The 14,658-nt window shown below is 56.1% G+C and carries 8 protein-coding genes, 3 tRNA genes and 2 pseudogenes; 6 read left to right on the forward strand and 7 right to left on the reverse strand.

Annotation, left to right across the window (positions count from 1 at the left end):
- Positions 1 to 10 precede the first annotated feature (10 nt).
- Together tsaE and nnr are read right to left on the reverse strand one after the other, a co-directional pair.
- Complete coding sequence (gene tsaE, locus JJB97_RS11800; RefSeq protein ID WP_238714202.1) at positions 11 to 472, reverse strand: tRNA (adenosine(37)-N6)-threonylcarbamoyltransferase complex ATPase subunit type 1 TsaE; 462 nt, start codon at positions 470 to 472, stop codon at positions 11 to 13.
- Positions 441 to 1,990 (reverse strand): annotated as a pseudogene (nnr, locus tag JJB97_RS11805) (bifunctional ADP-dependent NAD(P)H-hydrate dehydratase/NAD(P)H-hydrate epimerase). The gene tsaE and the pseudogene nnr overlap by 32 nt, the downstream one beginning before the upstream one ends.
- Between nnr and queG the strand changes: the two are divergent.
- Complete coding sequence (gene queG / locus JJB97_RS11810) at positions 1,989 to 3,128, forward strand: tRNA epoxyqueuosine(34) reductase QueG (protein ID WP_238714204.1); 1,140 nt, start codon at positions 1,989 to 1,991, stop codon at positions 3,126 to 3,128. The pseudogene nnr and the gene queG sit on opposite strands and share 2 nt — an antisense overlap.
- A gap of 423 nt (positions 3,129 to 3,551) precedes the next feature.
- Here queG and JJB97_RS11815 read toward each other — a convergent pair.
- From JJB97_RS11815 to orn, 4 genes are all read right to left on the reverse strand, one after another.
- Positions 3,552 to 3,627: transfer RNA gene (locus JJB97_RS11815), tRNA-Gly, on the reverse strand.
- Between the two features lie 61 nt (positions 3,628 to 3,688).
- Positions 3,689 to 3,764, reverse strand: a tRNA-Gly gene (locus JJB97_RS11820).
- Positions 3,765 to 3,826: 62 nt separating this feature from the next.
- Positions 3,827 to 3,902 (reverse strand) — tRNA-Gly (locus JJB97_RS11825).
- Between the two features lie 179 nt (positions 3,903 to 4,081).
- Positions 4,082 to 4,627, reverse strand: coding sequence for an oligoribonuclease (gene orn, locus JJB97_RS11830; RefSeq protein WP_238714205.1), 546 nt, complete (start codon positions 4,625 to 4,627; stop codon positions 4,082 to 4,084).
- A 115-nt stretch (positions 4,628 to 4,742) separates the two neighbouring features.
- Between orn and rsgA the strand changes: the two genes are divergently transcribed.
- From rsgA to mscM, 3 genes and pseudogenes are all read left to right on the forward strand, one after another.
- Positions 4,743 to 5,795, forward strand: coding sequence for a small ribosomal subunit biogenesis GTPase RsgA (gene rsgA / locus JJB97_RS11835; protein WP_238714206.1), 1,053 nt, complete (start codon positions 4,743 to 4,745; stop codon positions 5,793 to 5,795).
- An 89-nt stretch (positions 5,796 to 5,884) separates the two neighbouring features.
- Positions 5,885 to 6,772, forward strand: a pseudogene (gene asd, locus JJB97_RS11840) (archaetidylserine decarboxylase); the annotation flags it as partial.
- A gap of 371 nt (positions 6,773 to 7,143) precedes the next feature.
- Positions 7,144 to 10,470 carry a miniconductance mechanosensitive channel MscM gene (gene mscM / locus JJB97_RS11845; protein ID WP_238714207.1) on the forward strand — a complete coding sequence of 1,109 codons (3,327 nt, stop codon included), beginning with the start codon at positions 7,144 to 7,146 and terminating at the stop codon, positions 10,468 to 10,470.
- Between the two features lie 204 nt (positions 10,471 to 10,674).
- On the opposite strand, the gene epmA is transcribed toward mscM, so the two are convergent.
- The gene (epmA, locus tag JJB97_RS11850; protein ID WP_238714208.1) at positions 10,675 to 11,652 is read right to left on the reverse strand and encodes an elongation factor P--(R)-beta-lysine ligase; all 978 of its coding nucleotides are present in this window, start codon (positions 11,650 to 11,652) and stop codon (positions 10,675 to 10,677) included.
- A 487-nt stretch (positions 11,653 to 12,139) separates the two neighbouring features.
- On the opposite strand from epmA, the gene frdA reads away from it, so the two are divergent.
- Together frdA and JJB97_RS11860 are read left to right on the forward strand one after the other, a co-directional pair.
- The gene (frdA, locus tag JJB97_RS11855; protein WP_238714209.1) at positions 12,140 to 13,930 is read left to right on the forward strand and encodes a fumarate reductase (quinol) flavoprotein subunit; all 1,791 of its coding nucleotides are present in this window, start codon (positions 12,140 to 12,142) and stop codon (positions 13,928 to 13,930) included.
- Positions 13,923 to 14,657, forward strand: coding sequence for a succinate dehydrogenase/fumarate reductase iron-sulfur subunit (locus tag JJB97_RS11860; RefSeq protein WP_238714210.1), 735 nt, complete (start codon positions 13,923 to 13,925; stop codon positions 14,655 to 14,657). Before frdA ends, JJB97_RS11860 begins: the two co-directional genes overlap by 8 nt.
- Position 14,658: the final 1 nt, after the last annotated feature.

The raw sequence follows: 14,658 nt of genomic DNA on the forward strand, positions 1-14,658 counted from the left end.
TGTCTTCCTGTTATACAGCCAGACGCGACAATAGCGACTCTCCGGCCTGAGAAACGGCGGTTAACCGCGCCTCGCGGCCCTGCGCCTGATAAAGTAAATGGATTTCAACGTCCGGATTGGGCAATACCCCCGCCCCCTGCTGCGGCCACTCCACCAGACAAATGGCGTTGCGATCAAAATAATCACGGATCCCCATGAACTCCAGCTCTTCAGGGTCGGCAAGGCGATAGAGATCGAAGTGATAAACCGTCAGCTTTTCCAGCGCATAAGGCTCTACCAGCGTGTAGGTCGGGCTTTTTACCGCGCCTTTATGCCCCAGCGCCTGCACAAAGCCGCGGCTGAAGGTTGTCTTCCCCGCGCCGAGATCGCCATACAGCCAAAAAACGACGCCGCCCTGGCAGGCCTGCGCCAGGCGTGCGCCCAGCGCCAGCGTTGCAGACTCATCGGGAAGATAAATTACTCGGTTCATCATGACAGGTCAGCTCACAGTCGGGTTAACAAAAGCGTAAAGCGCATTAATGACATCGCCAGCCAGCATACCGCGGGCGCCGTAGCGCCGGGCCAGCGCGTCTGCCGCCGCGCCGTGCGCCACACAGCCCGCGCTTGCGGCATCCCGGAGTGACAGTTTCTGCGCCAGCAGGGCAGCGATGATACCGGAGAGCACATCCCCCATGCCACCACTTGCCATACCCGGATTTCCAACATCGGCAATCCCAATATGCCCATCGTTGCTGACAATCAGGCTGCCTGCGCCCTTAAGCACCACGCAACCGCCGTAGCGCCTGACTATCCGTTCTGCCGCCGCCAGGCGATCGTTTTCAACCTGCGCAACGGTACAGTTAAGCAATCGTGCGGCCTCGCCGGGGTGCGGCGTGAGGATTCGATTCTGACGTTTATCCGGATTGTTTGCCAGCAAGTTAAGGGCGTCTGCATCCCAGAGCATCGGCTTACGAAAATTTTCAACTTTGCGTAAGGCTTTTTTGCCCCAGCTTTGCTGGCCCAGGCCCGGGCCAATCGCAACCACGTCGGCCCATTGCAGACTCTCTTCAAGCGATTCAGGCGTCAGCTCGTGTACCATCAATTCCGCGCGCGCCGTTAGCAACGGCCCGATATGCTCACTGCGCGTCAGTACGCGCACCAGTCCTGCGCCGGCGCGCAGGGCCGCCTCAGCGGCCATGCGGATAGCGCCTGCGGTACCTCTGTCGCCACCGATGATAACCAACCGCCCATGATCGCCTTTATGCGCCGTTGGCCTGCGGGGCGGCAGCCAGCCGGCAAGCTGACGCGCATCAAAGCGGGTAACGGGCGCAGGCTGCGTCTGAAGCCATGATTCCAGGCCAAGCGCATGATAATGCAGTTTACCTACAACGTCCCGCGCTTTCCCCGTAAGCAGGCCAAGCTTAAGCGCGATGAACGTCACAGTATGATTAGCGTGGATAGCCGCGCCCGGCACAGCCCCGGTTTGCGCCAGCAGGCCAGAAGGAACATCGAGCGCGACAGCCGGAGCAGGATGGCGATTAGCGCAATCAATCAGCCTTGCCGCCGCCTCGCGCGGCGCGCTGTTAAGCCCGGTGCCCAGCAGCCCGTCGATAATAAGATCGATATCTGCCGGCCAGGGAATATCGGCGCAATGAATAGCCCCGCCGGCATTCAGCCAGGCTGTACGGGCGGTATCGGCCTCTTCCGGCAACGGTTTGTCACTTTCCTGCGCCAACAACGTTACCGCAATACCGGCGGCCTGCGCCAGCCGCGCCACAACGTAACCATCGCCGCCGTTGTTACCGCAGCCGCAGAGAACCAGCCAGTGTCGGCTGTTCGGGTAAGCCCGCAGCGCAACCTGGAACGCCGCTTCGCCGGCACGCAGCATCAGTTCATATAACGTTAAACCCAACGCATCAGCCGCCTCTTTTTCCGCCCGAGGCAGCCAGTCTGCAAGCCAGACCTGATGTGGTATACTCGCGGCGTTATTTTTCAGGTTATGGTCCGTCATGTCACAGCCCCTCGATCTCAATCAGTTAGCGCAAAATATCAGGCAATGGGGCAAGGAGCTCGGCTTTCAGCAGGTAGGCATTACCGATACCGACCTGCGCGCCAGCGAACCCGCGCTCCAGGCATGGCTGGATAAGCAATACCACGGCGAAATGGCGTGGATGGCGCGCCACGGCATGATGCGCGCAAGGCCCCACGAACTCCTGCCCGGCACGCTGCGCGTCATCAGCGTGCGCATGAATTATCTCCCTGCCAACGCAGCCTTCGCCAGCACGTTGAAGAACACCGGGCTGGGCTACATCAGCCGCTATGCGCTGGGTCGCGATTATCACAAGCTATTACGAAACAGGTTAAAGAGACTGGGCGAAATTATCCAGCAACACTGCGCTTCGCTGAATTTTAGACCTTTTGTTGATTCCGCGCCCCTGCTGGAACGCCCGCTGGCGGAAAAAGCCGGGCTTGGCTGGACAGGCAAACATTCGCTTATACTCAGCCGTGACGCAGGTTCGTTCTTTTTTCTTGGCGAACTGCTCATCGATCTGCCTTTGCCGGTCGATACCCCAACAGAGGAAAACTGCGGCCGCTGTACGGCCTGTATCACAACCTGCCCGACAGGCGCTATCGTCGAGCCCTACGTAGTAGACGCCCGACGCTGCATTTCCTATCTCACCATTGAGCTGGAGGGGGCAATTCCTGTAGAACTGCGCCCGCTTATGGGCAATCGTATTTACGGCTGCGACGACTGTCAGCTTATCTGCCCCTGGAACCGGTTTTCACAATTAACGCAGGAAGAGGATTTCAGCCCCCGCAAGCTGCTGCACGCCCCGCCGCTACTGGAATTGTTTAAGTGGAGTGAAGAAAAATTCCTGACGGTGACGCAAGGATCGCCCATTAGACGTATTGGGCATTTACGCTGGCTGCGAAATATCGCCGTTGCGCTGGGCAACGCCCCGTGGGATGAAGCTATTTTACTTGCGTTACAAGAGCGACGGGGCGAGCATCCGCTACTGGATGAGCACATCGACTGGGCAATTGCGCGGCAAATCGCCCGGCGCAGCGATAACGCGATCACGCTTCAGCCCCCCAAAAAACAGCGGCTTATCAGAGCCGTGGAAAAGGGGCTGCCACGCGATGCGTAACGTATCCACAACGTGTGCATAAAAATAAAAAACCGTTGTCATTCAATACTAAAAAATGTTTCAGGCAACTACATTAACAAAAACACATAAATTTAATTAATGTAAAAACAAGAAGTTACGTTATATACGTAAAAGGAAGTTTCTGACGAGAGCAGGGAAAGAAAAATAAGAACCTGTGGATAAGTCTGTTTACAACGGTTTGCAAAGCGCGTAAACCGGGAAGCAAACCGCAATGTCAACTTGTGTATAAAAGTATCGAAAAACAAAATTACGCGAAAATCGCATTTCTGCCTTGCAGACGCACCTGACGTATAACGCGTTTACTTATACTGCATCCGTCCTCATACGCTTAAGGCATTATCAGGACAGCCTGGTTGTTCAGGCCTTCAGACGTTAATTAAAGGGGCGCGACGGAGAAAATTCTGGAGCGGGAAACGAGACTCGAACTCGCGACCCCAACCTTGGCAAGGTTGTGCTCTACCAACTGAGCTATTCCCGCATATTCTGGCTTCTGCTGCTGGCGCAGTACAGAACGCGTAAAACCGAAAGCCGTTAAAGTCTGGAGCGGGAAACGAGACTCGAACTCGCGACCCCAACCTTGGCAAGGTTGTGCTCTACCAACTGAGCTATTCCCGCGTATTTTGGCTTTTGCTGCTAATGCAGCTCAGCTTCATTCAGACTAAAACAGTATAACATTCTGGAGCGGGAAACGAGACTCGAACTCGCGACCCCAACCTTGGCAAGGTTGTGCTCTACCAACTGAGCTATTCCCGCTCTACGTACCGCAACTTTCTGTACCGGTACGGGAGGCGCATTATACGAGAATTCATTCGGGCTGCAAGGCATTTAGCCACAAATTTTTTCGCTTTATGCGCAACTGCCGATTTCTTCATCACAATGCCGATTCGCCACGCCTTGCGCATGGCCTGACGCCTGCGGGTCAGTACGCGGGACTATAGCTGGATAAAATGTTCACGATACCAGGCAAGCTCAGCAACCGATTCCCGGATATCATCCAGCGCCTGGTGCGTATTACGCTTTTTGAAACCCGCCAGAATTTCCGGCTTCCAACGGCGCGCCAGCTCCTTAAGCGTACTGACATCCAGATAACGATAGTGAAAATAGGCTTCCAGGCGCGGCATATACTTAAACAGAAATCGGCGATCCTGGCCGACGCTGTTGCCGCAAATGGGCGATTTTCCCTGCGCAACCCACTTTTGCAGGAACGCGATGGTCGCCAGCTCCGCCGCCTGCTCATCAAACGCGCTGGCCTTGACGCGCTCTATCAGCCCGCTGCCGGTATGGGTACGCACATTCCATTCGTCCATCAGCGCTAGCTGCTGCGCAGACTGATGCACAGCCATAACCGGACCTTCAGCCAGGATGTTCAGATTTTCATCGGTCACCAGAGTAGCTATCTCGATAATACGATCGCGCTCGGGATCGAGACCGGTCATTTCCAGATCGATCCAAATCAGGTTATTTTCATTTCCACTCACAGGCATTTCTCCCCCCATTTCACGACAGCCCCATCAGCGCTGCCAGGTTATTTCGTATAAAATAGCGTGTATCATAGAGGTTTTGTCTGTCCGCAGCGACCAGGAGCCAGAGCGATTGAGCAAAAACAGACTTTCGAAAGGCCAGCAGCGCCGCGTAAACGCCAACCACCAGCGTCGGCTTAGCCGGCCTGAAAAGACCGATATAGACGACAGCCTGTTCGGCGAACCGCAGGACGGCACAGTCATTAGCCGCTTCGGTATGCATGCCGATGTGGAAACCGCTGACGGCGTGGTCCACCGCTGTAATATCCGCCGCACGCTTCGCTCGCTGGTCACCGGCGACCGCGTAGTCTGGCGCCCCGGTAAAACGGCCGCGCAGGGCGTGCTGGTTAAAGGCATCGTCGAAGCCGTGCACGAGCGTCGTTCGGTGCTGACCCGCCCGGATTATTATGACGGCGTCAAACCGATTGCGGCCAACATAGATCAGATTGTTATTGTTTCCGCCATCCTGCCGGAGCTATCGCTGAACATTATCGATCGCTATCTCGTCGGCTGCGAAACGCTTGGCATCGAACCGCTGATTGTGCTTAACAAAATCGATTTGCTGGATGATGCCGGCATGGCATTCGTTGAAGAGCAAATGGCTATCTATCGCCATATTGGCTACCGGGTGCTCATGGTATCCAGCCGCCATCACGAAGGGCTAAAACCGCTGGAAGAAGCGCTAACGGGGCGAACCAGTATTTTCGCCGGGCAATCCGGCGTAGGGAAATCAAGCCTGCTTAATGCGCTACTGGGTCTCGAAGAGCAGCGAATACTGACTAACGATGTTTCCGATGTCTCAGGACTCGGCCAGCACACCACCACCGCAGCCCGTCTGTATCACTTTCCGAGCGGCGGCGATGTTATCGACTCCCCCGGCGTGCGAGAATTTGGGCTGTGGCACCTTGAGCCGGAACAAATCACCCAGGGTTTCGTTGAATTTCATGACTATTTAGGCCATTGCAAATATCGCGACTGCCGTCATGACACCGATCCGGGTTGCGCCATTCGTGAAGCCGTGGCGCGCGGCGATATCGCTGAAACGCGCTTTGAAAATTATCATCGAATTCTGGAAAGCATGGCGCAAATAAAGACACGTAAAAATTTCTCTGAAGCTGGCGACTGACGTATATTTCAGCATCATACTGTTTTTTTAATACCCGGCTCTCGCCTGTTCGGGTAAGGACTGGCAACAACACCGGCCTGGAGGCTACCTTGTTAAACAACATTAAGCTTTCGCTTCAATACATTCTGCCTAAACTGTGGCTCACTCGCCTGGCTGGCTGGGGAGCAAGTAAACGCGCCGGATGGCTGACGAAACTGGCTATCGACCTGTTTGTGAAATGTTATAAAGTCGATATGAAAGAGGCGCAGAAGCCCGATACCGCCAGCTACCGCACCTTTAACGACTTTTTCGTACGCCCGCTGCGCGAAGACGTACGTCCCGTAGATACCGATCCCGCCACTCTGGTTATGCCCGCAGACGGCGTTATCAGCCAGCTTGGCGTTATTGAACAGGATAAAATCCTACAGGCTAAGGGGCATCACTACACGCTGGAAGCGCTGCTGGCCGGCAACTATCAGATGGCGGCGCTGTTTCGCGACGGCTGTTTCGCCACAACCTACCTGTCTCCACGCGATTACCACCGCGTGCATATGCCGTGCAACGGTATCCTGCGTGAAATGATTTATGTGCCGGGCGACCTCTTTTCGGTCAACCATTTCACCGCACAAAATGTGCCGAACCTTTTCGCGCGTAACGAACGCGTTATCTGCCTGTTTGATACAGAATTTGGTCCGATGGCGCAGATTCTTGTCGGGGCGACAATTGTCGGCAGCATCGAAACCGTATGGGCCGGCACCGTCACGCCACCGCGCGAAGGCATTATTAAACGCTGGACATGGCCAGGCGGAGAGAGCGAAGACTGCATTGCTCTGCTTAAAGGCCAGGAGATGGGCCGATTTAAGCTCGGCTCAACCGTTATTAACCTGTTTGCTCCCGGTCGCGTTAAGCTAACTGAACAGTTACAAAGCCTGTCCGTAACCCGTCTCGGCCAGCCGCTGGCCATTTCCGTTCAGATGGCCAAAGCAGCCGAAGACGCCAAAGCAGCCGACGCAGACCGCTTCGCTCAGGACGTCGAAAACACCGGCGTAACGGCTGAAGCTGCGCAGGCTCAGGAGCATAACGAAGCCGCGCAGCCGTTGCCTGCCGGCACAATGCCCAAAGCAGCGGAGCACGACAGCGCCGGGCAAGCTCCCGCCGCTGCCGCACAGGCAGAAAAGCCAAAGGCGAAGAGGGCCGCAAAGCCTCACGCTGAGCAGGACGCTGCAAAAGCCGTGAAAGGTAGCGCTTGCGCGCCCGCCCAGGCGCCGGACGCATCGACAAGCGATGAGCAAACCGCTCAGCGCAGCGATAGCCGCGCGCCAGACAACAAAAAAGACCGCTAAGCAAGTCTCACCAAAGGTAACGCGACGTGCGCCTGATATTAATGTTGCTGTTGGCAATAAGCCTCAGCCTGGGGGCGCACGCCGCTTCCGTGCCTGATGCCGGGCAATTAGCCCGGGATCTACAGCAGGCTAAAGAGGCAAAAAACCAGCCCGGGCAGGTTGAAATTATTACTGCGCTGGAAAGCGCGCTAAAGTCTCTGGAAGAACGTCAGGCCTCGCTGGAGCGCGCCGCTCAGTATCAGAAAGTTATTGATAACTTTCCCCGGCTTTCCCAAACGCTGCGCCAGCAGTTAAATAACCTCAGCGACGCTCCGCGCCAGTACACCGGCAGCCAGTCTGCTGAGGTGCTTAATCAGGAGATACTGCAAACCAGTAGTCAACTGCTTGATAAAGGCCGCCAGTTACAGTTGGAACAGGAGCGCAACCGGGAAATTACCGACTCCCTTAGCCAGCTACCGCAGCAACAGACCGACGCCCGCCGCCAGCTTAACGAGCTGGAGCGCCGTATCGCCGCCCAGCAGAGCGGCAGCACGCCGCTGGCCATTGCTCAACTTCAGGCAAACCAGGCCGAAGCCGCGCGCCTGAAATCTCAGGTTGATGAACTTGAGCTGGCCCAGCTATCCGCCAGCAACCGCCAGGAGCTGGCGCGGCTGCGCGCTGAGCTGGCGCAAAAGCAGGCCAGCCAGCTTGACGCTTATTTACAGTCCCTGCGCAATCAACTTAATAACCTGCGCCAGCGCGAGGCCGAACAGGCGCTGGAATCCACGGAAATGATGGCGGAAAACAGCGCCAACCTGCCGCCGGATATTGTGGCGCAATTTCGCGTTAACCGTGAGTTATCGCAGGCGCTAAACCAGCAGGCGCAGCGCATGGACCTCGTCGCGTCCCAACAACGTCAGGCAGCCCGGCAGACTATGCAAGTGCGCCAGGCGCTGAATACCCTGCGCGAACAGTCACAGTGGCTCGGCGTTTCAAACGTGCTTGGCGAAGCGCTGCGCGCGCAGGTCGCGCGCCTGCCGGAGATGCCCAAACCCCAGCAGTTGGATACTGAACTGGCGCAGTTGCGCGTTCAGCGCCTGCGCTATGAGGAACGGTTAGGAAAACAAGCCCAACTACGCCATGTGCGCCAGGCAAACGGCAACATGCTCACCGCAGAACAAAACCGGATACTTGAAGCACAGTTGCAAACGCAACGCGAGTTGCTCAACTCACTGCTCCAGGGCGGCGATACCCTCATTCTGGAACTCACTAAGCTGAAGGTGGGAAACGGTCAGCTTGAAGAAGCGCTCCGGGAGATTAACGAAGCCACGCATCGCTACCTGTTCTGGACGTCTGACGTCAGCGCTATTGGGCTTTCCTGGCCGCTGCAAATCGTGCAGGATTTACGCCGCCTGCTGTCTTTGAATACCTTCAGCCAGCTTGGCAAAGCCACAGCAATGATGCTAACCAGCCGCGATACGCTGTTGCCGCTGTTCGGCGCGCTGCTGCTGGTGGGGGTTAGCATCAGCTCCCGCCGTCACTTTACCGCCTTTCTGGAACGCTGTAGCGCCCGGGTGGGCAAGGTCACGCAGGATCACTTCTGGCTAACGCTACGTACGGTATTCTGGTCGGTGCTGGTAGCCTTACCGCTACCGGTACTGTGGGCGACGCTCGGCCACGGCCTGCGTGAAGCCTGGCCCTATCCGCTTGCCGTTGCCATCGGCAACGGCGTAACGGCCACGGTACCGCTGCTATGGGTTGTGATGATCTGCGCCACGCTGGCTCGTCCTGACGGGCTGTTTGTGGTCCATTTCGGCTGGCCGCGTGAACAGGTGGCGCGGGCTATGCGCTATTACATAATGAGCGTGGGTTTTATTGTCCCGCTGATCATGGCGCTTATCATGTTTGATAATCTCAACGATCAGGAGTTTTCTTCCTCGCTGGGGCGTCTGTGCTTTATGCTGATCTGCGGGGCTGTGGCGATCGTGACGCTAAGCCTTAAGCGCGCCGGTATTCCATTGTATATCGATAGCGAAGGCAACAATGACAATCTCCTGAACCGCATACTATGGAACCTGTTGACTGGCGCGCCGCTGTTAGCCATGCTCGCCGCCTCGGTAGGCTACCTCGCTACCGCCAAAGCGCTGCTGGCCAGGCTTGAAACATCGGTTGCTATCTGGTTCTTCCTGCTGGTGGTGTACCATATTATTCGCCGCTGGATGCTTATCCAGCGCCGCCGGCTGGCATTCGATCGCGCCAGGCAGCGCCGTGCGGACATGCTCGCACAACGTGCCCGCGGCGAAGAAGACGCGGCCCATCAGCACAGCACCGACGGCGGTAGCGAAGTTGAAGAGCCGGTCGTCGATCTGGATGCTATCAGCGTTCAGTCGCTTCGTCTGGTACGCTCAATTCTGATGCTCATCGCGCTGGTTTCCGTGATAGTGCTATGGTCAGAAATTCACTCCGCCTTTGGCTTTCTGGAAAATATCACGCTATGGGACGTGACCTCCACCAGCCAGGGCGGAGAGAGTATCAACGAGCCTATCACCCTTGGCGCGGTATTGATCGCTATCCTGGTGTTTATTATCACCGCCCAGCTTGTACGCAATTTACCCGCGCTGCTGGAGCTGGCGCTATTGCAACATCTTAACCTGACGCCAGGCACCGGCTATGCCATTACGACCATCACCAAATATCTTCTGATGCTCATTGGCGGCCTGATGGGGTTTTCAATGATTGGCATTGAGTGGTCGAAGCTACAATGGCTGGTGGCGGCGCTCGGCGTGGGGCTTGGTTTTGGCTTGCAGCAAATCTTCGCTAACTTCGTTTCCGGCCTGATAATTTTATTTGAAAAACCGATCCGTATCGGGGATACCGTAACAATACGCGATCTGACCGGCAGCATCACAAAAATCAACACGCGCGCCACAACCATTAGCGACTGGGATCGCAAGGAAATTATCGTGCCAAACCAGGCATTTATTACCGAACAGTTTATCAACTGGTCACTGTCGGATACCATGACGCGTATCGTGCTCACCATCCCCGCCCCCGCCGAAGCCGACAGCAAAGAAGTCACCGAGGTGCTTCTCACGGCCGCGAGAAACTGCTCTTATGTGCTGGAAATGCCCAATCCGGAAGCGTTTTTGGTGGATTTACAACAGGGCATTCAGCTTTTTGAACTGCGTATTTACGCCGCCGAGATGGGGCACCGTATGCCGCTACGCCATGAACTGCATCAGCTCATATTGCAGGGCTTTCGTGAACATGGCATTGACATGCCGTTCCCCCCGTTCCAGATGCGTCTGGAAAGGCCCGCCAACAGATCCGCAACGTTACGCTCAGCCGGTCGCAAAAGCGAGGGCGGAATATAAAGCGCCTTTTCCCGTAAGCAAAGGGGCGCAGCCATTTGCCATCAAAGCCTGCGCCACGGCCTCAGGAGTCGGGCTTTCTACAGGCTATAAAACCAACGCCAGCGGGCAGCAGCCGTTAGTTTGCGCCCTTTCCTGCCGCGTAAATTCTCCGGGCAGGAAAAGATAAGGCGAAGGTATGAAAAAGAGAACGATCGCATCGCTAAATCAGGCGCGATCGACCGTAAAAGCCATAACCTCTTCAAGGCTTTCCGCCTTCAGCGCAAGCATGATCAGACGATCGACGCCCAGCGCCACGCCAGAGCAGTCCGGCAACCCGGCTTCCAGCGCCGCAAGCAAATTTAGGTCAACGGGGCGCTGCGGCAGCCCGCAAGCGGCGCGGTTACGGTTATCTTTCTCAAAACGCTGGCGTTGTTCATCCGCATCAGCCAACTCATGAAAACCGTTGGCCAGCTCAATACCTTTGAAATAAACCTCAAAACGCTCCGCCACACGATGATCTTCCATGCTGATCCGCGCCAGTGACGCCTGGCTGGCCGGAAAGTGATAAACAAACGCCGGGCGCTCTTTACCAATTTGCGGCTCCACGCCCATCGTAAACAAAAGCTGAAGTAGCGTATCGCGATCTTCTTCCGCATCCGCAATATTGCTCAGATCAAGCTTCGCTGCCGCTTCGCGCAACTGTGTTTTATCGGCGCAAAGAGGATCAATATCAAGGTAGCGCATGAAAGCCTGTTGATAGGAAAGCGACTCTGCCGCCTCGCACTCCAGAATGTGTTGCAGCAGGTCGTCCACCTCATTCATCAGGCGGTACATGTCATAGCAGGGGCGATACCATTCCAGCATGGTAAATTCCGGGTTATGATGGCGCCCTTTTTCTTCGTTACGAAAGCTGCGGCATAGCTGATAAACAGGTCCGCTGCCTGCCGCCAGCAGGCGCTTCATATGGTATTCCGGACTGGTCATCAGCCACAGCGGCACGCCCTGCCCATAGCCAGGAGCCACAAGACGCGTTTCAAATGCCGTCAGGTGAATGTCGGTTACGGTAGCCTGGCTCATGCAGGGCGTTTCCACTTCCAGTACGCCGCGCTCAGTAAAGAAGCGGCGAATTTCCGCCAGTATCGCGGCACGTTTCAATAATGTGGGGATGGAGGCGCTCGGCTGCCAGCTTGCCGTTTCGCTCATAAGGAACTCTCCAGATATAAATAAGGCGCAGAGTCTACCCGCAACGTCCAGGCGAGACAAATTTTGCGCAGCGCTTTTTCGTCACCGACCATCGGAGCAAAAACGCCGGCTGCTTTATCAAAATTTGTGACGAATCAACATCAATTCCTGAAAAAATCGAACACATCAATTTTCACCGCCACTCACAAGGTTATACTGCCATACCCACAAAGGGGCAGAAGAAAACGCTTTTGCATTACCTGCCATCCGAAGAGTGGGCTATCTCCGAATCGTTCAAATAAGAACGCAACAGGCGCATGGAATATCAGAGCAACAATGTGAAACGTTTAGTGCGTCAAATTGAACAAACGATTTGAACGCCAGTGACCGTGGTTACGCAATGTACCAAACCCTAAATTCAGCGACGCATCTGCGGCCAGAAGAATGGCTATATAACGTTCGGCTCTGAAGTGTGGCTGCTAATCAAAACATTATCTGGAGGAATGTCGTGCAAACCTTTCAAGCCGATATCGCTATTGTAGGGGCCGGGGGGGCTGGGCTGCGAGCCGCGATTGCAGCCGCCCAGGCGAACCCACAGGCTAAAGTTGCTCTGATATCAAAAGTTTACCCGATGCGAAGCCACACCGTTGCCGCTGAAGGCGGGTCCGCCGCCGTCGCGCAGGATCACGACAGTTTTGATTATCACTTCCACGATACCGTGGCCGGCGGCGACTGGTTATGCGAGCAGGATGTTGTGGATTACTTTGTGCATCACTGCCCCACGGAGATGACGCAGCTTGAGCAGTGGGGCTGCCCCTGGAGCCGCCGCGCGGATGGTTCCGTCAACGTGCGCCGCTTCGGCGGCATGAAAATTGAACGCACCTGGTTTGCCGCAGATAAGACCGGCTTCCATATGCTGCACACCCTGTTTCAAACCTCCCTTCAGTTTCCACAGATTCAACGCTTTGATGAGCATTTTGTGCTCGACATTCTCGAAGACGACGGCCAGGCCCGTGGCCTGGTGGCGATGAACATGATGGAAGGTACGCTGGTGCAGATTCGCGCCGGTGCGGTAGTCATGGCGACAGGCGGCGCAGGCCGCGTTTATCGCTATAACACCAACGGCGGTATCGTAACCGGCGATGGTATGGGCATTGCGCTCAATCACGGCGTGCCGCTGCGCGATATGGAATTTGTGCAATATCACCCGACCGGCCTGCCTGGCTCTGGCATTCTGATGACCGAAGGCTGCCGCGGCGAAGGCGGCATCCTGGTTAATAAAGAAGGTTATCGCTACCTACAGGACTACGGCATGGGGCCGGAAACGCCACCCGGCGCGCCGAAAAATAAGTATATGGAACTGGGGCCGCGCGATAAGGTCTCTCAGGCCTTCTGGCACGAGTGGCGTAAAGGGCGCACTATCTCTACGCCACGCGGTGATGTGGTCCATCTCGATCTGCGCCATCTGGGTGAAAAGAAACTGCTGGAGCGCCTTCCGTTCATTTGCGAACTGGCAAAGGCTTATGTCGGCGTCGATCCGGTAAAAGAACCGATTCCGGTTCGCCCCACCGCGCACTATACAATGGGCGGCATTGAAACCAATCCACTGTGTGAAACCCGCATTCGGGGCCTGTTCGCTGTGGGCGAGTGCTCTTCCGTGGGCCTGCATGGCGCAAACCGCCTGGGCTCGAACTCACTGGCGGAGCTGGTGGTGTTTGGCCGCCTGGCGGGCGAGCAGGCCGTCGAGCGCGCAGGCCAGACGCCTGAAGCCAACGATGCGGCGCTCAACGCCCAGGCTGCGGATGTGGAAAAGCGCCTGAAAGCGCTGGCGCAGCAGGAAGGCAATGAAAGCTGGGCTAAAATCCGCGACGAAATGGGCATGTCAATGGAGGAAGGCTGCGGTATCTACCGCACGCCGGAATTGATGCAAAAAACCATTGATAAGCTGGCCGAACTCCAGGAACGCTACAAACGCGTACGCATCAACGATAACGCCAGCGTCTTTAATACCGACCTGCTCTACGCCATTGAACTGGGTCACGGCCTGAACGTGGCTGAATGCATGGCACACTCTGCAATGGCGCGTAAAGAGTCGCGCGGCGCGCACCAGCGCCTGGATGAAGGCTGTACCGAACGTGACGACGTCCATTTCCTCAAACATACCCTGGCCTGTCGCAGGGCAGACGGAACCATCCATCTGACATACAGCGACGTAAAAATTACGACGCTTGCGCCAGCCAAACGCGTATACGGCGCAGAAGCCGAAGCGACAGAGAAGAAGGAGACGGCGAATGGCTGAAATGCAGCAGATGAAAATCGAAATCGTGCGCTATAACCCGCAAACAGACAATGCACCGCACAGCGCATTTTACCCGGTGCCGTGGGATGAACAAACTTCACTGCTGGACGCGCTGGGTTATATCAAAGATAACCTTGCGCCGGATCTGAGTTACCGCTGGTCATGCCGCATGGCCATCTGCGGCTCCTGCGGCATGATGGTAAACAAGGTGCCAAAGCTTGCCTGTAAAACCTTCCTGCGTGATTATCCAAACGGCATGAAAGTTGAAGCGCTGGCCAATTTCCCGATTGAGCGCGATCTGGTCGTGGATATGACGCACTTTATCGAAAGCCTGGAGGCGATCAAGCCGTATATTATCGGCAACCCGCGCACCCCGGATCGGGGACCGAATAAACAAACTCCCGCGCAAATGGCGAAGTATCATCAATTCTCCGGCTGCATCAACTGCGGGCTGTGCTATGCGGCCTGTCCCCAGTTTGGTTTAAATCCGGAATTTATTGGCCCCGCGGCCATCACTCTGGCCCATCGCTATAACCTGGATAGCCGGGATCGCGGCAAGCAGGCGCGCATGGCGCAGCTCAACGGGCAAAACGGCGTATGGAGCTGTACCTTTGTCGGCTTCTGTTCCGAAGTGTGCCCAAAACACGTCGATCCGGCTGCCGCTATCCAGCAGGGGAAAGTGGAAAGCTCGAAAGATTTTCTGATTGCTACGTTGAAGCCACGCTAAA

It is taken from the genome of Tenebrionibacter intestinalis (genome assembly GCF_016632365.1).
Taxonomy (GTDB): Bacteria; Pseudomonadota; Gammaproteobacteria; order Enterobacterales; family Enterobacteriaceae; genus Tenebrionibacter; species Tenebrionibacter intestinalis.